17 protein-coding genes are annotated in these 24,121 nt (G+C 59.3%); 14 read left to right on the forward strand and 3 right to left on the reverse strand.

Annotated features, from left to right (window positions below; all coding sequences use genetic code 11):
• Window positions 1-110 precede the first annotated feature (110 nt).
• The 5 genes from MSL71_RS11970 (at window position 111) to MSL71_RS11990 (ending at window position 5,254) form a co-directional block, all read left to right on the forward strand.
• Window positions 111-1,130, forward strand: a complete 1,020-nt coding sequence (locus MSL71_RS11970) for an NAD(P)H-dependent glycerol-3-phosphate dehydrogenase (protein WP_180140543.1) — start codon at window positions 111-113, stop codon at window positions 1,128-1,130.
• A 185-nt stretch (window positions 1,131-1,315) separates the two neighbouring features.
• Complete coding sequence (radC, locus tag MSL71_RS11975; RefSeq protein ID WP_180140545.1) at window positions 1,316-2,044, forward strand: RadC family protein; 729 nt, start codon at window positions 1,316-1,318, stop codon at window positions 2,042-2,044.
• A gap of 20 nt (window positions 2,045-2,064) precedes the next feature.
• Window positions 2,065-2,337: a hypothetical protein gene (locus tag MSL71_RS11980; RefSeq protein ID WP_246317773.1), complete on the forward strand. Its 273-nt coding sequence runs from the start codon at window positions 2,065-2,067 to the stop codon at window positions 2,335-2,337.
• A 73-nt stretch (window positions 2,338-2,410) separates the two neighbouring features.
• Window positions 2,411-3,589, forward strand: coding sequence for a phosphoglycerate kinase (locus tag MSL71_RS11985; protein WP_180140547.1), 1,179 nt, complete (start codon window positions 2,411-2,413; stop codon window positions 3,587-3,589).
• A gap of 603 nt (window positions 3,590-4,192) precedes the next feature.
• A complete protein-coding gene (locus tag MSL71_RS11990; protein WP_180140549.1) occupies window positions 4,193-5,254 on the forward strand; it encodes a hypothetical protein in 1,062 nt (353 codons plus the stop codon).
• Window positions 5,255-5,556: 302 nt separating this feature from the next.
• Here the strand turns inward: MSL71_RS11990 and MSL71_RS11995 are convergent, their stop codons facing one another.
• Entirely contained in the window at window positions 5,557-6,024 is a 468-nt protein-coding gene (locus MSL71_RS11995; RefSeq protein WP_180140552.1) for an N-acetyltransferase, read from the reverse strand.
• 599 nt (window positions 6,025-6,623) lie between these two features.
• Here MSL71_RS11995 and MSL71_RS12000 point away from each other — a divergent pair.
• The 4 genes from MSL71_RS12000 (at window position 6,624) to MSL71_RS12015 (ending at window position 13,314) form a co-directional block, all read left to right on the forward strand.
• Complete coding sequence (locus tag MSL71_RS12000) at window positions 6,624-8,390, forward strand: 4Fe-4S dicluster domain-containing protein (protein WP_180140554.1); 1,767 nt, start codon at window positions 6,624-6,626, stop codon at window positions 8,388-8,390.
• Between the two features lie 6 nt (window positions 8,391-8,396).
• Window positions 8,397-9,344, forward strand: coding sequence for a CoB--CoM heterodisulfide reductase iron-sulfur subunit B family protein (locus MSL71_RS12005; protein ID WP_180140556.1), 948 nt, complete (start codon window positions 8,397-8,399; stop codon window positions 9,342-9,344).
• Between the two features lie 327 nt (window positions 9,345-9,671).
• A complete protein-coding gene (locus MSL71_RS12010; RefSeq protein ID WP_180140558.1) occupies window positions 9,672-12,482 on the forward strand; it encodes a hybrid sensor histidine kinase/response regulator in 2,811 nt (936 codons plus the stop codon).
• A 538-nt stretch (window positions 12,483-13,020) separates the two neighbouring features.
• Entirely contained in the window at window positions 13,021-13,314 is a 294-nt protein-coding gene (locus tag MSL71_RS12015; RefSeq protein ID WP_180140560.1) for a hypothetical protein, read from the forward strand.
• 164 nt (window positions 13,315-13,478) lie between these two features.
• On the opposite strand, the gene MSL71_RS12020 is transcribed toward MSL71_RS12015, so the two are convergent.
• Both MSL71_RS12020 and MSL71_RS12025 read right to left on the reverse strand, forming a co-directional pair.
• Window positions 13,479-13,985 (reverse strand): DUF1841 family protein, encoded by a 507-nt coding sequence (locus MSL71_RS12020; protein ID WP_180140562.1) that lies wholly within the window; start codon window positions 13,983-13,985, stop codon window positions 13,479-13,481.
• A gap of 202 nt (window positions 13,986-14,187) precedes the next feature.
• Window positions 14,188-15,591 (reverse strand): sigma-54 interaction domain-containing protein, encoded by a 1,404-nt coding sequence (locus MSL71_RS12025; protein WP_180140564.1) that lies wholly within the window; start codon window positions 15,589-15,591, stop codon window positions 14,188-14,190.
• A gap of 839 nt (window positions 15,592-16,430) precedes the next feature.
• Here MSL71_RS12025 and MSL71_RS12030 point away from each other — a divergent pair.
• The 5 genes from MSL71_RS12030 (at window position 16,431) to MSL71_RS12050 (ending at window position 24,121) form a co-directional block, all read left to right on the forward strand.
• Window positions 16,431-17,717, forward strand: a complete 1,287-nt coding sequence (locus tag MSL71_RS12030; RefSeq protein ID WP_180140566.1) for a thiolase family protein — start codon at window positions 16,431-16,433, stop codon at window positions 17,715-17,717.
• Between the two features lie 238 nt (window positions 17,718-17,955).
• Complete coding sequence (locus MSL71_RS12035; protein WP_218951011.1) at window positions 17,956-18,801, forward strand: 3-hydroxybutyryl-CoA dehydrogenase; 846 nt, start codon at window positions 17,956-17,958, stop codon at window positions 18,799-18,801.
• 961 nt (window positions 18,802-19,762) lie between these two features.
• On the forward strand, window positions 19,763-20,242 hold the full coding sequence (locus tag MSL71_RS12040) for a 4Fe-4S dicluster domain-containing protein (protein ID WP_281374487.1): 480 nt from the start codon (window positions 19,763-19,765) through the stop codon (window positions 20,240-20,242).
• Window positions 20,235-21,122 carry a CoB--CoM heterodisulfide reductase iron-sulfur subunit B family protein gene (locus tag MSL71_RS12045; protein WP_180140570.1) on the forward strand — a complete coding sequence of 296 codons (888 nt, stop codon included), beginning with the start codon at window positions 20,235-20,237 and terminating at the stop codon, window positions 21,120-21,122. The genes MSL71_RS12040 and MSL71_RS12045 overlap by 8 nt, the downstream gene beginning before the upstream one ends.
• Window positions 21,123-21,742: 620 nt before the next feature.
• Complete coding sequence (locus MSL71_RS12050) at window positions 21,743-24,121, forward strand: methyl-accepting chemotaxis protein (RefSeq protein ID WP_180140572.1); 2,379 nt, start codon at window positions 21,743-21,745, stop codon at window positions 24,119-24,121.

The following is a 24,121-nucleotide window of genomic DNA, read 5'->3' on the forward strand; positions in this document are numbered from 1 at the left end:
CAAAGCCCTCCGGCCACCGCACCACGGAGGGCTTTCTGGATGCTCCGTCCGCACGAAAACGCGGGCGACGACGGATCGACGGGGCGATACAAGCAACAGATAAGGACTGTATGGACAACAAGACAATGAAGATCGGGGTTGTCGGCGGCGGAAGCTGGGGGACGGCCCTGGCGTTTCTGCTGGCGGAAAATGGATTTGAGCTGGATCTCTGGGTTTTTGAAGAGGAGGTGAGGGATCAGATTCTGAGGGATCGTGAGAACAAGGTGTTCCTGCCCGGTGCCACGCTTCCCGACATCATCACCCCCACCTGTGACCTCAAGCAGGCCGTGGGCGGCAAGGACCTGGTCCTTGTGGTGGTGCCCTCCCATCACATGCGGAACATCGCCACGGAGATGGCTCCCTTCATGGATGAAAAGACCATTGTGGTGAGCGCCTCCAAGGGCATTGAGAACAAGACTCACCTCACCATGACAGGGGTTCTGGCCGAGTGCCTTCCCCAGGTTCCCGAAGGACAGATCACCGTGCTTTCAGGCCCCAGCTTTGCCAAAGAGGTGGCCGCCAAGGTCCCAACGGTGGTGGCCGTTGCCGGCAAGGATCCCGAAGTGGCGCGGACCGTCCAGAGCGTTTTTGCCTCCCCCGTGTTCCGGGTCTACGCCAACAACGACCCCATCGGCGTGGAGATCGGCGGGGCCATGAAGAACATCATCGCCATTGCCGCAGGCATGTGCGACGGCATGGACGCAGGCCTGAACCCCCGTGCCGCCCTGATCACCCGGGGGCTCACCGAGATGAAGCGCCTGGGCCTGACCATGGGTGCCGAGCCCCTGACCTTTTCCGGCCTTGCCGGGGTGGGGGACCTCATCCTTACCTGTACGGGGAATCTCAGCCGTAACCACACCGTGGGCATGAAGATCGCCCAGGGCATGAGCCTGGATCAGATTCTGGACGAGATGCGCATGGTGGCCGAAGGGGTGAAGACCACCCGTTCGGTCTACAACCTCTCCCACAAACTGGGGGTGGAGCTACCCATCTGCAACGAGGTGTACCATATCCTCTTTGACGGCCGGGATCCGGCGGAGTCCATCCGTCGCCTCATGACCCGGGATCTGAAAAACGAGATGGATCTGTAAGGCAATGCCATTGGCTGCAAGCTGAGCCACCTTTAAGGATGTTTAAACCTGTTTGTTAAACTTTTTAAAAGTTGAGCCTCCGGCAGGGCCGCCGGAGGCTTACACGGGCGCAGCCCGTCAGCACATGTGACAGGCCCGAGGGACGAGGGCCCTTGAGCATGTGCGGACTTGAGGAGGGTTTTAAGATGGCGACAGGGGAGACGGATGACCGGCAGGGGCATCGGCAGAGGTTGCGGGAGCGCTTTCTTGCAGGTGGCCTTGAAGGCTTTCACGACTACGAGGTGGTGGAGCTGCTCCTGACCCTGGCAACGCCCCGGAGGGATTGCAAGGGACCGGCCAAGGCGGCCCTTGAGCGCTTTGGGTCCCTTCAGGCGGTGTTCGAGGCCGAGGACAGGGAACTCACAGCGATTCCCGGCATCGGTGCCACGAATCTCTTCGGCCTGCGCCTCATCAAGGAGGTGGCGGGCCGTTACCTGGAGGAACGGATGATCCACCAGCCCCGGATTCTCAACTCCCGGGAGCTCATGGACTACCTGACCCTTACCATCGGTCACCGTCGGCGGGAGTGTTTTGTGGCGGTGTACCTGAACGCCAAGAACCGTGTGGTGGCATCAGACGTGCTGTTTGAAGGGAGCCTTACCTCCAGCGCGGTCTACCCGCGGGAGGTGGTGAGTTCGGCCCTTTCCCACAAGGCGGCGGCCGTGATCTTCGCCCACAACCACCCCTCCGGGGAGCCGGATCCGTCCGGCGAGGACATCCGCGTGACCAAAAAGCTGGTGGGCGCCTTGCAGGTCATGGGTATCACAGTCCATGAGCATCTGGTTATCGGCGCCTCCGGCCATTACAGTTTTGCCGAACACGGCTACATTGACCGCTTCGTCCGGGAGGCCGAGGCGGTGGCTTCCGAGCCCTGAACCATAAGGAGTTGCCTGTTGTGAGCGACGAACCCAAAAAGCCTGTGTGTTACGGAGTGATGGAGGAGGTGTTTCCCCTGGGAGGGGACGGCCTGCGCCACTCCCCGGAGCGCTGCATGGCCTGCCCCCACAAGACCCCGTGCCTGCGGTCTGCCCTGTCGTCCGACCCCGAGGCGGATACCGTGCGTGAAGAGCGCATCGACAGGGCCTATGACGCCGGGAACCTCTCCTTTCTGGCTCGCTGGTCCAGGAAGAAGGCCCTGGCCGGCAAAGGGAAAAAAGGAAAAGCATAAAGCACCTTTTCGGTGACGCCACGGCTCGCCGGGTCGCTTTTTCCATTCAATTTCTATTTAAGGACAAATATTGATGAAGACAATCAAGGAACTGGACATTACTGGAAAACGGGTCTTTATCCGTGTGGACTTCAACGTGCCCATGGACGCCGGGCTGAACATCACCGACGACATCCGCGTGCGCACCTCCCTGCCCACCATCACCTACGCCCTGGAGCAGGGTGCCAAGGTGATCCTGGCCTCCCACCTCGGCCGTCCCAAGGGCAAGCGCGTTCCCGAGATGAGCCTGGCCCCGGTGGCCAAGCACCTCTCCGGCCTGCTGGGCCGTGAGGTGACCATGGCCCCGGATTGCGTGGGGGACGAGGTGGAGTCCATGGTGGCGTCCATGAAGGGCGGTGAGGTTCTGCTCCTTGAAAACCTGCGCTACTACGATGAAGAGCAGGCCAACGACGCGGCCTTTGCAGCCAAGCTTGCCCGCCTTTGCGATGTGTATATCAACAACGGTTTTTCCGTTTCCCACAGGGTTCATGCTTCGGTGGCCGCCATCACCGAGCAGGTGGCCGAGAAGGCCGCAGGCCTCCTTCTGGAAAAGGAGATTGATTTCTACAACAAAGCCATGGGGGCTCCGGTACGGCCCCTGGTGGCCATCATCGGCGGCGCCAAGATCTCCAGCAAGCTCGGGGCTCTCACCAACATGCTCAATGTCGTGGACAAGGTGATCGTCGGCGGTGCCATGGCCAACACCTTCCTCAAGGCCCAGGGGCTCTCCGTGGGCAACTCCCTGGTGGAAGACGAGATGCTGGAAAACGCCCGCGCCGTCATCACCACCTGCCGGGAAAAGGGGATTCCCCTGTACCTGCCCGAAGACGGGCTGGTGGCCAAAGAGTTCAGCGCCGAGGCCGACTTCGAGGCGGTGCCTGTGGATTCCATCCCCGACGGCACCATGATGCTGGACATCGGTCCGGAAACCGTCAAAACCTACGCCCAGGTGGTGGCCCAGGCCAAGACCATCGTCTGGAACGGTCCCATGGGGGCCTTTGAGATGGCACCCTTCAGCAAGGGAACCCTGGGGCTGGTGGCCGCCGTTGCCGATGCCGACGCCCTGACCGTGGTGGGCGGGGGCGATACAGACGTGGCCCTTCACATGGCCGGTGCCGTGGATAAGGTCTCCTATGTCTCCACCGGCGGCGGTGCTTTTTTGACCCTCATGGAGGGCAAGCCTTTGCCCGGCGTGACCTACCTTGAGGGATAAAGGTGGCATTTGGTTGCCATGCCTGTCACTGAAAAACACCATTTTTAAGCGATAATGCGCGAAAATAAACGGTCCCGATGCTTCCTTGCTGAAGCCGGGGCCGTTTTTGTTGGACGGAAAGGGCTTTAAAACACGCTGAAATAGCAGCCTATACGTTCAGTTCTGTGCGCAATCCAGTTGACCCTCCCCAGGAAACATGGTACAAGATGTTGTGATGTGTCCAGCCATGAACCGCTAAAACTTCGGATCACAGGACTTGCTCCGGCACTTCAAGGGCTCTGAACGCGCGTTGCGTACCTGCAGGGGCTTCCCTACACAGAAAGAATTCAGCAGGTTAGGTCAGGGGGCCACAGTCGCGCCGAGTGGGCGATCTGCCTTTTCGCCTCCCTTGCGTTCCCTTCGTTTCCGGCCTCTTTGTCTGCCGTGTTGACAAGTCGCTGACACCACTGCCACCTCAATTATGCTTATGCGTCCGGGGACGTGTCCGTTGATCTTTGCCGAGTCACAGGCGTTCGGACAACACGTTGTTGCGGATCACTACATGAACGACGCTCACCCTGCAACGAGGCGGGGACGGGCGATACACCTTTGACGGGGGGTCCTTTGGGATACTGGGGCTACAGGGAAGAGCTCAGCCGCGCCCACAAACTGAGGCGCGTCTATTACGAAGTGCTGCGGGACGATCTGGATGAGTTTGTCCTGCAATACGGCTTGGTGGAGTCGTACGATAATTTTAAGAAAAACAACATGGATTACCCCTTTGTCGAGCGGCGAGAGCTCAAACCGAGGGCGCGTATTCCCGGCCAGGAGTATGAGGAGCACAACGCTTTTCTCATCATCTTCATCGAGGACACCCTTCCCGCGTCCTATAAAAAGTACATCCGTTTTTTCGATGTCAACAAGACGGTGAAGAGCAACCTCATCGCCTCGGGGGTCCTGGACCTTTCCGATGAGTTTGACCGCGGCTGGAAGTACCTGGACTCCATCGGGTTCAGCGGGTTGCTTCGCAAGATGCTTCCCGTGGATTATGCCCTGCTTATCCAGAGAGACCCGGTCTCCCGTGCCACGGACCGTTACGCCCTTTCCCACTACCACGTGCGCATCGACTGGCCCATTTCCGAGGCCGCCGAAGAGATGGGCAAGGATCTTCGCTACATCATCAAGGATCTCTATGAACGCGGCGACAAGACCGCCGAGGATATCCAGAAGAAGTTTTTTGAGATGTACGGCCTGCCCATCATGGCAGGGGGGCGGCGCACGGCGGCCAGTGTGGCGGCCCAGTACCTGAAGCGGCTCAACTCCATTTCAACGGTTTACGTCTCCAGCAGCGAGTCGCGCTCCGTGCTGCGATTCTCCGAGCGGGGCATTTCCCGTTACATTCTGGTGCGGTTCACCCTCCAGGAGATGCTCGAGGTGTCCGAGGAGAACTCCATGAACCTGGAGACCTTCACCAGCAATTATGTCATCGATTACGAGGAGAAGGACGGGGTCTGCATCCTCCGCGTGGACTACGATCACACCCCGCCGGCCAGGCCTCCCCAGGACGGGAAGATCCGTGCCATCAAGGCGGAGACGGCCTGGACCACCATCTGCAATCAGCTGATCATGCCCAAGCCCGGTGTGTGGAAATACCCCCTGTTGAGTGTGAACGTGGTCTACACCTGATTCCGGCCCGGAAAAGGGTCCGGTTTCCGATACCCACAAACAAAAAACGCCCCGTTGACAAAGATTGTCGACGGGGCGTTTTTTTTATATGGAAACGGATTTGTAACTATTCAGCTTGCCTCCGGCGGGTCGCTTTTTTGAAAAAAAGCTCCGCAAAAAACTTTTCGGTAGAAAGGTCAGAACAGTCAGAATCGCTGGGATTCATGGCAACGCTGTCAAAGCCTGTTTGTCAAACTTTTCAAAAGTTTGGCCCCCGGCAGGGCCGCCGGAGGCAAGCATAAGCTGAATAGTTACACGGATTTTTATTTTCGGTGTTCATCCAGGTGGCGGCGCATGGCGATCTCATCGCAGTCCGGGAACTTCACGCAGGTGATGCAGTCGCTCCAGATTTTTAAGGGGAGTTCCGACCGGTCGATGATGCCGAAACCCATCTTTTCAAAGAATCCCGGCCGGTAGGTGAGGGTGAAGATATCCTTGATACCGAAGGCCACGGCCTCGTCCAGGGCACTCTGGGCCAGCATCTTGCCGATGCCTTTGCCGGTGTGATCGGGGTGGACGGCAAGGGAGCGCACCTCAGCGAGGTCTTCCCAGCAGAACTGCAGGGCCCCGCATCCGATGATTCCCGCTTCCCGGTCCTCATACACAAAAAAATCCCTCACATGGTCGTAGAGCTCGCTCAAGGGGCGGGAGAGGAGTTCCCCGCGGTTTCCGTATTCCGAGAGGAGGGCGTGAATCTGTTTGATGTCCTGAATGGTGGCTTTTCGTATCATGGGTCGATATCCAAGGATAATAAAGGTGGTGCGCTGATCCAAAAACTGTCGGGCGCGTAAACAAAGCGTTGGAAAGGGGCTCGTCTCCATGGAAACGCTCCCGGGTTCCTGTCCGCTTCTGCGGCGCGGTGCCATGGCTTTATGGGGTGCCGAAGACTGGGCTTCGGGCCCCTTTTGCCCCGGGTCCCACGCTGGCAACAGGTTGAATGTATAACCGATGGAGCCTGCAAAGGCAATACACATGCTCGCATAAAAAATCAGCCGGAATCTGTACCTCTATCCCTGGGACAATTGAGCGTGTACCTACCGTGTGATTCCCGAAAGGCCCGGCACGACGTTTTGCCTGCGCGGTGATCTGGCGCGGGTCCTTTTTTCGAGACTCGCCATGGGGGCTTGGGTGGTTCATTGAAATGGTGTTGGGGGTGTAATGGTCTGTTTTTATGTGTGTTTGTATGGGGTGTCGGGGCGGTGGCATCATGCTTGCAAGGGCTCTCGTGAATGCCTCCCTCGGGGGGGCGCGGTACGGTTTTTTCCTCGGGTCCCGGGGCAATGACCCCCGAGGATTGTTGACGACAACCCGCAGACGAAAAGGACGCTTTATGGACACATGGATGCTTTATCTCTCCGTGGCCCTTTTTACCCTGGGCTGCATGCACCGGGTTTCGGCCTGGTTTACCCGTGATGTCTGGTTCCTTTCACGGGGAAGGGTCGAGGGTGCCGGGCCGTTTGCGCGCCTTAAGGCCTTTGCCAGGGGCGTCGGCGGGCTCAGGAAGGGGCGTGTCCTGCTCCAGGTGGCCTGGCAGTGCCTCAGGCACGGGGTGATGCAGCTGCAGGTCCTCAAGGCCGATGGGTACCGGTGGTCCATGCACATGCTCATTTTTGTCGGGTTCATGGGGCTGACCCTGATGCACGGCTTTGAAGAGGCCGTCAGCGAGCGTTTTTTTCCAGACTATTATGCCACGGTGAACCCCTATTTTTTCCTGAGGGATGCCTTCGGGCTCCTGGTGCTGGCAGGGCTTGCCATGGCCGTGGGACGCCGGGTGATGATGCGCCGCAAGGGGCTGGTCTCAAACGGCATGGACTACGGTGCCATCGCAATTCTTGCGGTTATCGTTGTTTCAGGGATGTTCCTTGAGGCGGTGAAGATTTCGTCCCACTCCGTGTTCGAAGAGATGGTGGATGAGTACGGCATGCTGGACGATGAGCAGGACATTGCCGCCCTTGAGGCCTATTGGGAGAAAGAGTTCGGTGTGGCTGTCCCCGGGCACAGGGGCTCCCCGGACCCCTTGCAGCTGGAGCTGGGCCAGGCCATTCACGAAGAGAGCTGCATGGAGTGCCATGCCGACTCCCGGTGGGCGGTGGCCGGCTACCCCCTGGCCACGGGCCTCGGCACGGAGACGGCCGTTCGCCTGGACCGGGCCGGAGCGGTGACCTTTTTCTGGTGGGTTCACTACATAAGCTGCGTGCTTTTTCTGGCATGGATTCCCTACGGAAAGATGTTTCATATGTTTTCCACGCCCATGGTGCTTATCGTCAACGCCGTCACCGGAAAAAAGGGCGGCAAAGAGGCCCTTGCCATCCGGCGGGCCCTGGCCCTGGATGCCTGCACCCGGTGCGGCACCTGCAGCCAGCACTGCTCGGTGCGCCCGGCCTATGAGATCACGGGCAACTCCCTGGTGCTCCCTTCTGAGAAGCTTGCCTTTTTCAAAGGGCGGGCCGGGCACAGAGAGCTCTCCGGGGAGGAGTTTGACCGGGCACGGCAGGGGGTGACCCTCTGTACGGACTGCGGCAACTGCGGCCGGGTCTGCACCGCAGGCATTGATCTGCCGAGCCTCTGGCAGCACATGAAAGGGGACCTGCTCCACGCGGGCAAGGGTGACCCCATGTTTCTCTCTCCCCTATCCTTTGGCTCCTGCATGGAGGAGGGCGGGGTGGACAGCCAGCGACTTGAGCCAGCCAAGAAGCGCCTTGCCGGTCGATTTGACGACCTTTCGGACCCTTCCCGGGTGATCCGTGTGGGGGGACAGCCCGCGGACCGGTCCCTGGCCCCCTTCGGCATTGACGCCTGCTTTCAGTGCGGGGGCTGCTCCAGCGTCTGTCCCGTGGCCGGGGCGGTGGCAGACCCCCGCAAGGAGCTGGGGCTGCTGCCCCATCAGGTGGTGCAAGCCCTGAAACTCGGGGAGAATGAGATGGCTGAAGGGGCGCCCATGCTCTGGAATTGCCTGACCTGTTACGAGTGCCAGGAGTCGTGCCCCCAAGGCGTTTGCGTGACGGACCTTTTTTATGAACTGAAAAACCGGGCCTACCGGCGAACCGGCGAGGGCCGGTCCCTTGCGTCGGGGCATCGCTCGGGTTTGAGGAGATAGAGAATCATGGGCTATGCACTTTTTTCGGGATGCACCATCCCCTCACGCCTGCCCGAATACCGGGACGCCACCACCGCGGTCCTGGATGCCTTTGGGGTGGACTACACCGATTCTGTCGGGTTCAACTGCTGCGGGTACCCGCTTCGCAACACCGACAGGGAGATCTACCTGCTGTCCTCGGCACGGAACCTGGCCCTGGCGGAGAAGGCGGGGCGCGATATCCTGGTGATGTGCAAGTGCTGCTACGGCAGCTTCAAGCACGCCCAGAACGCCTTGAATCAGGACCTGCGCTTAAGGGACGAAGTCAACGCCATTTTGCGGCGTGAGGGGCTGGCCTACCGCGGGGTGGTGCGGGTCTCCCACCTTCTCTCCTTTTTGCGCCACGAGGTGGGGCTGGATGCCATCCGCCGGCGCGTGGTCGCCCCCCTCACCGGGGTACGGGCAGGGGTGCAGTACGGATGCCACCTGCTGAGGCCGAGCAACATCAATGAGTTCAACGAGACCGGCGTGCCGGAGTTTTTTGACCTGCTTGTCAAGGCCATCGGCATGGAGAGCATCGATTACGCGAGGAAGTTCGACTGTTGCGGGGCTCCCCTCAACGGGATCAACTCGGCCCTCTCCATAAAAATGACGGTGAACAAACTCCGGGCCGTCGGTGAGGCCGGGGGAGAACTCGTGGCCACGGGGTGCCCGTATTGCCACCTGCAGTTTGCCGGAGCGGCCGACGCCGAAGAGGGGCTGCCCCGTCCGGTGGTCTATCCCCAGCTGCTGGGGCTGGCCATGGGGCTCTCTCCAGAATCGCTGGGGATGGCGGCCGATGAAAGCCTGGCCCCGTCCCGGACATGTCACGAGTCGGGTGTGCCTTCACTGGCCATACCGGGTAACGCCCGTATGCCGTTGGGACGGGGTGGCAGAGGGGCCGCCGGAGAGACCCGAATAGTTGATCTCTCTTGAAATAACCTGTCTCATATGCCATACCTTTTCAGGTAAGTTTCCTTTGATCAGCGTCCGCAGGGCAGGCGGATCCCCCCTGGATCCGCATGTTACACATCTCCTGTGAACGAGTCTTGCTGCTGCGTACCGCGTGACGGGCAGGCGTCTGATCTCGCCATGGGCAGAACCCGTGGACGCGTGAGTGGCTTTGGCGTGTCTGCAGGCGGTGTGTCCGGGGCGCCTGGGATGGTCAATGTTCATGGGTCGGTGCCTTCGCACGCTTTTGTGAAACTGGTTGTTCTCCCGGGGTTCCGGTGCCTTCCGGAATTCAGCTAAAACAGTGGCTGCATGAAAGTAAATCCCATTACACTTACATTTTCCGGCGAGGACGCCCAGCTTGAAGAGGCTTACCTGGCCAGGGATCACGAGAAGTACATCTGGCAGGTTCGCATTGTGCTGGTCCTTGCCGCCATTTTCTATATCCTCTTCGGGTTTATGGATGTGGTGCAGGTGCCGGAGCTGCTGCCGACGTTTCTTATGATCCGGTTCGCGTTTTTTCTGCCGGTGGTGGTGCTGGTTCTCTGTGTCTCCTTTACCCGGCTGTTCGCCCGCATTCAGCAGCCGCTCCTGGTGGCGGTTCTCCTGACCGGGGGCACGGGAATCATCATGATGTTGATTCGGGCCCCTTCCCCGGTGGGATACACCTACTTCCCCGGCTTGATCCTGGTGTTCATGTTCGGTTACGGTTTCGGCCGCCTTTCGTTTTTCTGGGCCAGCATCTCCTGCTGGTTCCTCACAGGGCTTTATACGGCAGCAGCCCTCTTCTTCTCGGACGTCCCGGTAAAAGTGGTGATCAACAACAACTTTTTTTTCGTCACCGCCAATGTCGTTGGGATGGCCTCCAGCTATATGTTCGAGTACTTCAACCGTAAGAATTTCTGCATCTCCTGCCAGCTTGAAAACGAACGATGGAAGGCGCGTCAGGCCAATCTGGAGCTGGAGCACCGGGTTCAGGAGCGCACCGCCCAGCTGGCCACCATCAACAAAAACCTTCGCGCCGAGATCGAGGAGCGGAAAAAGGTGGCCCGGGAACTCCGGGAGATCCACGGCGAGCTTGAGCTCCGGGTGGACGCCAGGACCCGGGAGCTGGTTCGCATGAACGACGAGCTCTCCCAGGCCAAGGAGGCGGCGGACCAGTCCGCGCGGGTGAAGACCGAGTTCCTGGCCAACATGAGTCATGAGATACGGACCCCCATGAACGCCATCATCGGCATGAGCGACCTGGCGCTGAACGAAGAGATCACCCGGGACCAGCGGCGTGAGTACCTGGATATCATCCGCACGTCGGCACGCTCGCTTTTGGGGATCATCAACGACATTCTGGACCTGTCCAAGATCGAGGCGGGCAAGCTGGACCTTGAAGCCACTCCCTTTGATATCAGCAGCCTGGTGGAGAACATCTCCTCCATGTTCCTGGACCAGATCAATGAAAAGGGGCTGGAGTTCATCATCGACCTTGGTGAAGGGCTCCCCGATCGCCTGGTGGGGGATCCCCTGCGCCTTCAGCAGGTGCTGGTGAACCTCACCAGCAACGCCGTGAAGTTCACCGAAGAAGGGGAGATCACCCTGCGCATCACCGTGACCCGGGAGAGCGAGGCGGAGGTGACCCTGATGTTTGAGGTGGCCGACACGGGCATCGGCCTGGACGCAGGGACCAGCGCGGTCCTCTTCGACGCATTTGCCCAGGCGGACGGTTCCACCACCCGGAAATACGGGGGCACGGGCCTGGGGCTGGCCATCTGCAAGCGTCTCGTGGAGATGATGGGGGGAAGCATCAAGGTCGCCAGCACCCCGGGGGAGGGCAGCTCCTTTACCTTTACGGCACCCATGGCCCGGGATACGTCCGCACCCGCGGCATCATCCTTTGACATGCCGAGTCACCTTCGCACCATGCAGGTGCTGGTGGCCGAAGGCAACGTGACCTTGAAAGGGGTGCTGGAGCGGATGCTGGGCTCCTTCGGGTTCGGGGTGGAGAGCTGTGAGACCGGCGAGGAAACCCTCTCCCGCTTAGGGGGCACCCACGGCATCGACCTTCTCATTGTGGACATGAACCTGCCCGATACGGACGGGGTGGCCCTGGCCCGGACCCTGGCCCGAGAGGAGGGCAGGCGTACCCGGGTGATTCTTCTCGATGCCTTCAGCGTCGGCGCCAGCCTCGACGGGAAAATCCGGTACGGCATCGACCGGGTGGTGACCAAGCCCCTGAGGCCTTCCACCCTGTTTGACGCCATCATGGAGACCTTTGGGGAGGCCGTGGTCTCCCGCAACCTCTCCTTTGCCGAGTCGTCGGGCCTTTCCGGTCATTTCGGTGGAGTGGAAGGGGCCACGGTCCTTTTGGTGGAGGACAACCGCATCAACCAGATGGTGGCCACCGAGATCCTCACCTTTTCCGGTATCCGGGTGGAGATCGCCGAAAACGGCCTTCAGGCCATCGAACGGGTCAAGGAGAAGACCTACGACGCCATCCTCATGGACATGCAAATGCCGCAACTCGACGGCATGGAGGCCACGCGGATCATCCGCAACGAGCTTAAGTTTACACGGGTGCCCATCATCGCCATGACCGCCCATGCCATGGAAGGGGACCGAGAGGCGTGTCTGGAAGCGGGCATGGACGACTACATTCCCAAGCCCATCGACCGGGAGCGGTTGATGGAGGTCCTCGCCCTGCACATGAACCGTGCCTCCGGTGACGCGGTGCACGAGGCCGTCTCGTCCTATGATCCCACGCCCCAAAAGGCTCCTAAGGCTTCCGGGGACTCAGGCTCCCTGCCGGTCCTGAATGTCGAAGAGGGGGTTGAGCGCATCGGCGGCAGCCATGAGATCTATCGCTCCATCGTGGAGAAGTTCGTGGCCCTCTACACCGACCGTCTGGTGGAGATCCGTGCCATGGTCAGCACCGGGGATTACTCCCGGGCCGCCCATGAAGTGCATGCCATCAAGGGGGCGTCGTCCAACATCTCCGCCACCTTTCTGTTCGCCATGGCCCGGGAGCTGGAGTTTGTCCTGAAGACCGGCCATGAAGCCGAGGCCCTTGCGGGGGTGGATGCTCTGGAGGAGGCTTTTCTCGGGGTTCGTGAGGCCGTGGAGGGGCTCTGATAGCAGGGCGTGCTTATACTGTCTGGGTCGTTTTCAACGTACTGAAAAAATCGAAGAATCTTTTGTGACCCCGGTTGGGGTATGGTATACTTTCTTTCATAGAGGCAGGTGTGCGACAGGACAGACACATCCCTTTTTCTATGGGTTTGATCCCGCCTGATTCACTTACGTTATATATGATGGCTTTCCCCTTGCTTTGTTTTTTCCGGCAGGTCCCCCACGATGATCCCATGACCCTGCGTGTGCGCGTTTCCCATGCGCCCCTATCATGATGTCGCACCCCATGCGACTTCCCATGCACGTCGAATACGGCGGGGACCCTTACGCCCACTCGGGATAAGGTGACCACGGCAGATGATGCGACGGATGAAAAATCCCTGCATTCGGCCGTTATGCATGGAGTACAGGTGTGATGGACACAGTCTGCAGTGTTAAGCCCGGCCCGCAGAGGTTGCGGGCGAAGACGGTCCCTATTGATGGCGATTCCCCTTGCTGTCCGGTATACCTGCCTTTTCTATGAGGAGGACGGAGGTGTCGTATGAATGTCTTCACGGATGAGAGGCACAACAAGCGCATGCAGATTCCCGGAACGATTCAGTACTCCAGGCCCCCGGCCGGTGACTACATGGATGCCGATCTTCTGGACTGCACGGACAAAGGGCTCTGCTTTCGGAGCACCTGCCCCTATCTTCCCGAGACCCCCCTGGTGATTCGGTCAACCAACCGCAAGGCCCCCCAGATGCAGAATGCCAAGGTCGTGTGGAGCAGGCCCATGAGTCAGACCACTCGGGAGAACCCCGCATACAGCGTGGGTGTGATTTTTACGAGCTGACGTGTAAGACGGCTGGCGTTACGGAGGATGAAAAAGGCCCGCGGGTACGAGGAATGTGCCCGGCCCCATGCCCCCTTGAACGGGGGAGACGATGAGAGACGGCTTGTGATATGAAGATCGGCCCGCCACCCGCTGCAAGGGAGGCGGGGCTTTTTTTTTATCGGTCAGGACACGGTCTGGACAAACTCCCTGTTCAGGTCCGCGTGGATTTTTTCAGGGGTCTTGGTTTTGTATTTTTTCAGCAGGCGGCTGTATTTTTTCATGTCCGGCTCTCCGCCCTGGCTTTTGCCCTCCAGGATCAAGGGGAAAAAGACGGCGCACAACAGGTGCTGGATGGTATGGGCGTCCAGCCCCTGCTTTTTCATGGCGTTGGTGAAGGCCACGATTTCCAGGGGATCCTTGCGGACCACCTGGGCCCCCACCAGGCCGTGGAGGAGGATGTGAAGGTAGGGGTTCACGCCCTGGCCCGGTTGGTACTCATGGGACTCGGGGTGCTCCACCCCGTCCACCTCCTTGGCAAACATCGCCCCGTGATCCCGGATGATGTCGGCATAGAAGCGTTTCATGCCGGTGAGTTCATCGAGCCTCTCTTCTTTGACCAGCGCCCAGAGGGCGCACATCTCTTCCCGCGAGGGTTGGAAATCCTCGGTGCCTGCCTGTGTCGTGTCCATCTGTCACCTCAATTGCCGGAGTCGGGTTTGCGGCTGTTTTAGACCGAATGTAAAAAAAGGCAGGCTACCTTGTTTGCTCAAGCCGTGTCAACCGGTGAGTCGCCACGTGGAGGGCTCTGTGGCCACGGCCCGCGGGCAAGATGGGTGCCTGCGGGCACCGTTTCCTGCCCATGATCCGGGCTGTGGTTTTCAGAAAAGGGCCTTACGCGCTCTTGGCGATGATGCCGTATTTGTCGATTTTCTTGTAGAGAAGGGTGCGGTGGATTCCCAGGCGCCGGGCGGCCTTTGCCTTGTTAAAGCTCTCTTCCCGCAGGGTGGCGGAGATGATGTTCTTTTCCGCGTCGTTTAAGGCCTCTTTAAGGGATGAGTGGCGCAGGGTCTCTTTGCGCTCGCTGTACTGCTGCATGCAGAAGGGCAGGTCGTCCTCGGTGAGGGCGCTTCCCGCCATGGAAGCCACGGCGCGTTCCAGGCAGTTGGAGAGTTCCCGCACGTTGCCCGGCCAGGTGTAGCCGGACAGGAGCTTCTCAGCATCCGGCGAGAGGTTCACGCCGTGGAGACCTTCCTTGTCCGCGATGATGGCCAGCAGGTGGCGGCTGAGCAGGGGGATGTCTTCACGTCGCTTCCGCAAGGGGGGCAGATGCAGGTGGATGACGTTGATGCGGTAGTAGAGATCGCTTCGGAAGCTCCCGTCGCTGACCATCTGGGCCAGGTTGCGGTTGGTGGCGGCGATGAGCCGGAAGTCCGAGCGGATCACCCGGGTTCCCCCCACGCGCTCGAACTCTTTCTCCTCTAAGACCCGCAGCAGCTTGGGCTGCATCTCAAGGGGCAGCTCCCCGATCTCGTCAAGGAAAATGGTGCCCCGGTGGGCCATCTCGAACTTACCGGGCTTGCCGTCGTTGCGGGCTCCGGTAAAGGCCCCTTTTTCGTAGCCAAAAAGTTCGGACTCCATGAGCTCCCGGGGGATGGCCGCGCAGTTGATGCGTATAAAAGGGTGGACGCTTCGCCTGCTCTCATGGTGGATAGCCTGGGCAAAGATCTCTTTGCCGGTGCCGCTCTCCCCAGTGATGAGCACGGGGAAGCTGTTGGATGTGGCGGTCAAGGCCTCTTTTTTAATGCGGTGCATGGGCTTGCTCTCCCCCACGATGCTGTCAAAGGAGTAGCGGGTGGAGCGCAGGTGACGAAGCTCCTGTTCGTAGTGCTTTACCTTGGACTCCAGAAGGGAGTATTTGCGGGCCAGGCTTGCGATCTGGCGGATGTCCTCGAAGATGACCTGTCCCACGGCGGCCACCACTTTGCCGTCTCGCTTGACGGGGATGCGCCGGGCCAAAACCTGCTGGTTGTTGATGGTCTGCACCTGGTTCATCTCGGCTTTGCCGGTCTGGGCGACGATATGCAGGCGGGAATCCCCCAGAATTTTCGTGCAGTGGGTCCCGATGATGGCATCGTAGGAAACGTCCAGAAAATCCAGATAGGGCTTGTTGATATCGATGATGTAGCCGTCCGGGTCCACCACCACGGTGGCACCGTAGGTGTAATCGAAAATCAGCTGGTAGTGGTCGATCTCTTCCTGGAGCTCTTCAATGATTCGGTCGTTATCGCGTTGCATAGGCCTTTCAAACCTTGTGGGGATCGCTGCCGGATCCCATCTGTATCTTTTTTACGACACTTTTGGGTGTATCATGGATGCTATATGTCGCATTTTTGATACAGTGTAAAGCTCTTTTTCCTGTTCCGATGCCCTGGTCGGGGGTAACTGCCTGGTATCGCCTCTTTTTCCGGGGTGATGCACCTTCCCGGAGGCGCCGGTTCCCCCCGCGGGGCAGGGGGTGACGTTTTTCGAAGAATCATCGGGTTTTACCACAGGACAGGGAAGGATACCACAGGAATTCGCTGATTTTACTGGTATGTCGGTGCCATTGTGAGGATTGCTCTGTGGTATCGATGGGTTGACCCGTGGTGTCGCCGTCGCTACAGGGCCTTGATGACGGGGAATTCGTGTATTCTATGGATAATCGCGTTAAGTAATTGATAACACAACCCGGGGAAGGAAGGTGGGCTGATATGGCACAACAATTGCTTTGACCACAGGACTGTAATGCACGTGCGTCGGCCGGGGGGAACACCCCAGAAGGTACCCGGCGGGGAGGAGCTGCTCCCCAGCCGATTGTCGGGCCAGGGCGCACGGGTGGTTCGGGATGCAACGGAGCGTCCCGGACAGATATCCGCACCATGGCCCCCTTGGACGGCCCGTGTGGATGCGAGGCATAGAATCATTCGTACACGGTGATGTGCACTGGCGCTTTTGTTTTCCGGACTCCCACGTGCCGGCGAAAGCAGCAGGGCGCATGCGTCACTTGGTTTGGCAGCCGGTGCGGATCCATCGATGGCTTTTCCCTCAAATTCCGCGAGAGCGGTGGGGGGCCATGTAAGGAGTGAGTGAGATTTATGAAAAACGCAGTGATTGTTTGTGGAGCGCGTTCTGCCGTAGGGACCTTCGGTGCCGGTCTTAAGAGTGTCAAGGTTGCCGACCTCGGAGCCGCGGTCATGAAAGACCTGTTCAAGAAGGCGGGGCTTCGTCCGGTTGCCAGTGATGAGATGCGAGCCTGTTGTCCTGATGCGCTGAAGGATCAGGGGCTCACCGAACTGGAAGCCAAAGGGTGTGACTGGGACGAGGGTGCCATTCCCGTAGAGGTGGACGAAGTGATCATGGGCAACGTGCTCCAGGCCGCCCAGGGGCAGAACCCTGCACGCCAGGCCATGATTCGCGCCGGATTTCCCAAGGAGATTCCCACCTTCTCCCTGAACAAGGTGTGCGGTTCAGGCCTTAAGGCCATCGCCCTTGCCGCCCAGTCCATCATGACCGGTCAGGCCGATGTGGTCATGGCCGGTGGCATGGAGTCCATGAGCAACGCCCCCCTGGCTCTTCCCAAGGCTCGCTGGGGACACCGCATGGAACTCACCGGTGTCGGTGAAGTAACCGACCTCATGGTCTTTGACGGGCTGTATGAGATTTTTTACGGCTACCACATGGGGATTACTGCTGAAAATATTGTGGAGAAATACGGGATCACCCGTAAAGAGCAGGATGAGCTTGCTCTTCTCTCCCATAACCGTGCCCGCAAGGCCATCACGGACGGGGTCTTCAAAGATGAGATCACAGACATCGTGATCAAGTCCCGCAAAGGAGATACCATCTTCAATGTGGATGAACGACCCATGGAGACGTCCATGGAGATTCTCTCCAAGATGCGCCCCGCCTTCAAGAAGGACGGCACGGTCACCGCAGGCAACGCCTCGGGCATCAACGACGGCGCGGCTGCCGTCCTCGTCATGAGCGAGGAGAAAGCCAAGGAACTGGGGCTCACCCCCATCGTCAAAATCAAGGGATTTGCCTCCGGCGGCCTCGACCCGGCGTACATGGGCTTAGGACCCATCCCCGCCGTAAGAAAGGCTCTCGGCCGCCTGAACATGGGCATTGCCGATATTGACATGATTGAACTCAACGAAGCATTTGCTTCCCAGGCCATCGCCTGCATGAGAGAGCTGAACATCCCCATTGAAAAGCCCAACCAGCTGGGCAGCGGGATCTCTCTCGGGCACCCCATCGGGTGCACAGGCGCCCGTCAGATGGTCACCGGTATGAACCTCATGAAGAGGGAGGGCCTGTCCACGGGCCTGATCTCCATGTGTATCGGTGGCGGCATGGGCATGGCCATGGTGATTGAATCGTAACAAGTCATACGTTCGTGTTGGGATCGGGTGTGTTGACGCAGGCACCCCCGGTTAGCCCGGCAGGAGAAGCTTGGCCCCCCGCTCCGAGCGACGGGTCCTTTAGGGGACCTGGCGCAAGGGGTGGGGGCCACAGCCTTACGAACACGTGATCTGACCCGGACAGTTCGCACTGAAATATCGCAGTCGGTGGTTCAATTTCCGGTGACACAATTATTCGATTTAGAAATTGGGTGAGATTATGAAGATTATGGTTATTGGCGCCGGTACCATGGGCGCAGAAATTGCTCAGGCTTTTGCACAGAAAAACTTTGACGTGGTTTTGAGGGATATCAACGAAGAGGCCGTCGCCAAGGGACTCGCAGGCATGACCAAGCGCCTTGATCGCCTGGTGTCCAAGGGCAAGATCGAGGCCTCTTTCAAAGACGAAGTGCTCTCCAGGGTGACGGGTTCCGTGGATATCGCGGACGCCGCCTCCTGCGGCCTCATCGTGGAAGCGGCCGTGGAGAACATGGAGATCAAGAAGGCGATCTTCAAGGAGTTGGACGGGGTCTGCCCGGCAGAGACCATCTTTGCCACCAACACCTCGTCCCTTTCCATTACCGAGGTCGCCTCGGCCACAGGAAGGCCCGATAAAGTTATCGGGATGCATTTTTTCAACCCCGCCACCATCATGAAGCTGGTGGAGATCATCCGGGGCATGACCACCTCCGATGAGACCTATGCCATCATCAAGGAGGTGACCGAAAAGATCGGCAAGACCCCCGTGGAGGTTGCCGAAGCTCCCGGGTTTGTGGTGAACCGCATCCTGATCCCCATGATCAACGAAGCCATCGGGATCTACGCCGAGGGCGTGGCCTCTGTTGAGGACATCGACAGCGCCATGAAGCTCGGAGCGAACCACCCCATGGGGCCCCTGGCCCTGGGTGACCTCATCGGTCTGGATGTCTGCCTGGCCATCATGGATGTCCTGACGGTTGAAACAGGCGATCCCAAATACCGTGCCCACACCCTGCTCAAGAAGTATGTGCGTGCGGGCTGGCTGGGTCGAAAGAGCGGGCGCGGCTTTTACGACTACAGCAAGTAGACGCAGGGCATAGGTAGCTGTCGACGGCCTGGGCGGCGGGCTGGGTTTCCCCCGCATCAGGCACCATGGACCGTGTTGTGCCGCTTTTGCGAACCGGATGACTTTGTCTCCTGTGCGGGGGCGGCATGACTCCATGGATTGAAAGAAAAAATAGAGGTATGACCATAGAAAAGGCTTGAATTCTATGCGTAAACCGTGATAAAAGACCTTCTCTACAAGCAGTAACGCTCACAACGATGTGTGGCGCTGTAAAGGCGATGAAGCTTGCTGAAGGGACTTAAGAGTGACGATTCCTTCTGCGGGCTTTTTTTGTCTTGATATATCCGGTGGGGAAACTCTCCTCCACGCTTTGGGAAGGGCGTGGGGAGGCGGTTCCGACGTCACCGAAGACGGACGACTGAAAAGACCAGAACAAAAAAAAGTGATCCTTCGTATGCGATGCATCGACGATGCACCGAGAGGTGGAGTTCGTTCTGAAATCAGGGCGAAGGGTCGAATTCGGGCAGAAATGCCCACCAGCGCCTTATTCCGACGGGAAGCTTCGGAGACGGTATTTCGCGACGATTTTCGTTTCGTGACACCGGCCCCGGGGAAAGGGATAAGCTGCTGAACATGTTGGATGCGGGCCTTTGTCAGCCTGCAAGGAAGGGACAATCCAATGCAAGGTGCCGGCTCCGTTCGGCCGGTCCCCGCAGGTGACGCTTCGGGGCGCTTTGTTGGGTTGAGAATCACAGGTCCGGTGTTCCCGGTCGAGATGGGAAATCGCCCTTGGGCGTTTCAATGGAGCATTCGGATAAAAATACGAGCACTGTCGGGGCAAGGGTCCCGGGTGCTGCCAGATACTCGGGGGGTCGTGCCTGGCATGATGTTTCGGGAAAAGAGGTCAGCAACGATGAACAGTACAGAACCCATTCGTATAGAGGCGGGCTTCATGAATGAAGTCACGGAAAGAAGTGGACAGATGTTCAGCTCCTGCTTTCAATGTCGCAGCTGTTCGGGTGGATGTCCCATGGCTGAGGAGATGGATTACCTGCCCAACGAAATCATTCGCATGGTCCAGCTGGGTTTGAAGCAAGAGGTCCTGGAGAGCCGCTCAGTCTGGCTCTGCGTCGGATGCCTTGCCTGTGTGTCCGAATGCCCCAACGGGATCAGTCTTCCGGAAATGATGGATACCCTGCGCCAGATCGCCCTTGAAGAAAAGGCGGAGGTCAGGGAGCCCGAAGTCGTTGCATTTCATCAGGAGTTTCTCGGTCAGGTCAAGCGCTACGGCAGGCTCTACGAGCTGGGCTTCATGGCGCGCTACCGCATGAAATCCCTGCCTGCCTTACGGGATATTCCCAACTATATGAAGTTTATGTTTTCAGGGCGCTTGAGCCTTCTGCCCGAGCGTATCCACAAGCGCGTGGACATGAAAAAGCTCAATGAGGTGTGTCATGTCTAAGGCGGTTAAGCGCACGATTCCCGTAGGGAAAAGACGGATCTGTATCTACCCGGGCTGTTCTCTGACGGCCAGCTCCAGGGACTTTGCCGATGCCCTGTTCCAGATGGCCAAAATGGCCGGGATGTGGGTGGAGGAACTCAAGGACTGGAACTGTTGCGGCGCTTCACCCGCCCACAGCGTCAATCCCGAGTACGCCACCCTGCTGTCCGGCCGCAACCTGATCCTTGCCCAGAAACAGGGGGTGGAAGACCTGTATGTGGTGTGCCCCAGCTGTTACATCCGACTCAAGGAGTCCATGCACAAGCTGGCCAACGACGAGTCCCTTCGCGACAAGCTGTTTCAGGCCTACGGCACCCGGTACACCGGCGAGGTAAGGGTGCGCTTTTTCCTTGAGGCCCTGGAGCCCGGGGACGAAGCCATCTTCAAAGACCGGATGAACCACTCCCTGGAAGGGCTCAACGCCGTCATCTACTACGGCTGCCTCATGTCCCGCCCCGAGCGTGTCACCGGCTTCGACCTCAAGACCTACGAGTCCAGCATCATCAAGTTCGTTGAAAACACCGGGGCCAAGGTGCAGGACTGGGGCGCTTCCAGCCGCTGCTGCGGGTCCCACCTGGCCGTCTCCCGGCCGGACCTGGCCGACCGCCTTGTGGACCGCATCCTGGAGCAGGCCAACCAGGCCAAGGCCAACTGCGTGGTGACCTTCTGTCCCCTGTGCCAGGTGAACCTGGAGATGCGCGGCACCGCCAAGAACAGGCTCCCCGTCTTTTTTATCCCCGAGCTGGCCGGATTTGCCTCAGGGGAGGAGAAAGCCGAAAAGTGGGCGCGCCGCCACCTGGTGAACCCCATGCCCCTGCTCAAGACCAACCGGATCCTCTGATCCGTTGCGATACCAAACCGTAAAGGAGGTGTCGCCTGGGCGGCATCTTCTTTTATGTACCATGGTTTGAAAGAGACAGACTTCAAGGACCGCTCGTGTCTTTTCCGGATGCCGCCAGGGCTCCGGAAGGCCTCTGATGCGATTTTCTCACCCATATACGCATGCAGCGCCCTGGTCTGTTTTTTTTAAAAAAGCCCCCGGTTTTTAACCGGGGGCTTTTTTGCGTTTGGGTAAAGGGTGCGATGGGGCATGGGGGTGTTGTATGTGGCCTGAATAAGACGGGGTTTACTTGTGCGACATACGGGGAAATGCACGCGAATACGTGATACCTCTCAGAAAACATAAAGGAATTACAGGGGGATTTCCCGGTTTTTGGTGTTGTTTGTTTTTAAGGGGAAGTATTAAGTTTTGCGGCGCGATGCCGATAAGAGAGACATACGACGGGTTTGTTGACGACGACGCAGTGTGTACTGTCCCCGTTTTGTTTATTCTGTGATCGATGTTGTGGTGCCTGAACGGTTGTTCAGTGCGGAGTGCTCGCATTGACAGGGGCATCAGGAGACCGGTGATGCGCCGTCGCCGACAACCCACCTTGGGAACGCTGCAATGGAGGATCATGGATGTTTGAGACAGTCGGGCTTAAGAAGAAGTTGATGGCAGGGTTTACGCTGGTTGTCGGGGTGCTGCTGCTGGTGGGTCTCACGGGGTATTTCAGTCTGAACCGGGTGATCCACAAGGCTCGTGAAGGGAGCATGACCCTGGAGCTGGATGTGGCCATGAATGCCCTGAGCGGTAAGCAGAGCGCCTATACGGCAGAGGGACGGCCCGAACAGTACGATGCCCTGAGCAGGGGAATCGAAAGCACCGGAGAAAAGGTGTGCGGCCTTGAGGAGGCCCTCGGCCAGACCGAAGCGGTCAGAAAGCTCAAGGACGGAGGGGATGCCTACGTCACCCACCTTGCGTCCCTGAAGAAGGCCAAGGAGACCAAGGAGGCCCTGCTCCTAGAGCTCCAGAAGAGTGCCGGGGAGGTCCACGCCGTGGTCACCGGTGAGGCCGTGGCCGCACAGGGGGCCATCCGGAAGGAGGTGCTGGAGAGCAGCTCGTATTATCTTAAAAAAATGGCCTTTTCTTCGGTGCGAAACCTCGTGGACGTTGCCCACGGGGCCGTGGAAAACATGCTCATTTCCGGGCGCCCCAAAAAAGAGGCCCTGAACATGATCCGCAACATGCGTTTTGACGGCAACAACTACTTTTTTGTTGTGGACTCCTCGTACACCCTGGTCACCCACGGGGGCAACCGCGCCCTGGAAGGCATGGATTACTCCAAGATCACCGACCCCAAGACCGGCAAGGCCTTTGTGGTGACCTCCGTGGACGGGGCTGTAAAAGATGGGGTTTCGGTCACCGAGTACCATTTCACCAAACCGGGCATGGGGGAGGCGGTGTTTCCCAAGGTGACGGTGGCCAAATACTTCAAGCCCTGGGACATCGTGATCTGCGCCGGGGTGTACGTGGATGACATCGATACCGCCGGGAAAGAGCTGGGCGGGGTCATCGGCGACGGCTTTCAAAAGCTTCAGGAGATTGACCGGGTGGGAGCCCTGCTCAACGAGGCGCGTCTGGCCGTTCTTTACTACATCGTGGGCGATGGCTCTGCGGACAGGGTCAATGCGCTGCTTTCTGAACTCACGGGGCTTCCCTCGGCCACCGAACCCATGAAAATCGCGGTGCAGGGCTACATGGCGCATTGGGACGGGTATGTGGCGGAAGACCTTCTGGAGGCAACGGTGGGCAGCGATGCCCGGGACGTCATCGAAGAACTCTCGGATAAGATGGGTGCCATGGCCTCGGAAGCCGGGAATGATTTTGCGGACACGGCCGCCAGGGGCAAGCTCGTCATCGCGTTGTTTATCGCTCTGGGACTGGGCCTGGCCGTGGGGGCAGCCGCGTTTCTCATCGTGTCCATCACCACCCCGTTGCGACAGGCCAGCGCCATGCTGCGGGACATCGCCGAAGGGGAAGGGGACCTCACCCAGCGCCTCTCCGTTTCAAGCAACGATGAGCTGGGGGACATGGCCCACTGGTTCAACGCCTTTGTGTCCAGGCTCCAGGCCATGATCGGAGAGGTGGCTGCCAATTCCGGCACCCTGGCCCTCTCCTCCGATGGCCTGACGGCCCTGGCAGCCCAGATGGCAGGCGGGGCCGAAGCCACCTCCGGGAAGTCCCACGCCGTGGCCGCGGCCGCCGAGCAGATGAGCGCCAACATGGAAGATGTCTCCAGGGAGACCGTGCAGTCCGCCTCAGCCATCAACTCCATGGCCTCGGCCACCGAGGAGATGACCTCCACCATCGGAGAGATCGCCCAGAACTCCGAGTCGGCCCGAACCATCACCGGGGAGGCCGTCACCCAGGCCAGGCGAACCAAAGAGAAGGTCGGGGCGTTAGGTGAGGCAGCCCTGGAAATCGGCAAGGTCACCGAGGCCATCGCCGAGATCTCCGAGCAGATCAATCTGCTGGCCCTGAACGCCACCATTGAGGCGGCGCGGGCAGGAGAGGCTGGCAAGGGCTTTGCCGTGGTGGCCGACGAGATTAAAGAGTTGGCACGGCAGACCGCCGCCTCCAGCCAGGAGATCAAGGAGCGCATCGGCGGGGTCCAGGCCTCCACCGACGACACGGTGAACGAGATAGACGCCATCGCAGGGGTCATCGACAGCGTCAACCAGATCGTCATCACCATCGCCGCGGCCATTGAGGAGCAGTCCGCCACCACCGTGGAGATCTCGGGTAACGTCAACCAGACCTCCTCCGGTATCCAGGCCATGACCGAGAAGGTGCAGGAGAGCTCCTGCGTGTCCCGGGACATGGCCCGGGAGATTGCCGAGGTCAACCATACCGCAGGCGAGATGACCGAGGTGAGCGCCAAGGTCAACACCAACGCCGAAGAGCTCAAAGGCCTTGCCGACGAGCTCGGGGAGCTGGTGGGGCGGTTTAAGGTGTGA

Source organism: Desulfoluna butyratoxydans (assembly GCF_900699765.1).
GTDB classification, from domain to species: domain Bacteria; phylum Desulfobacterota; class Desulfobacteria; order Desulfobacterales; family Desulfolunaceae; genus Desulfoluna; species Desulfoluna butyratoxydans.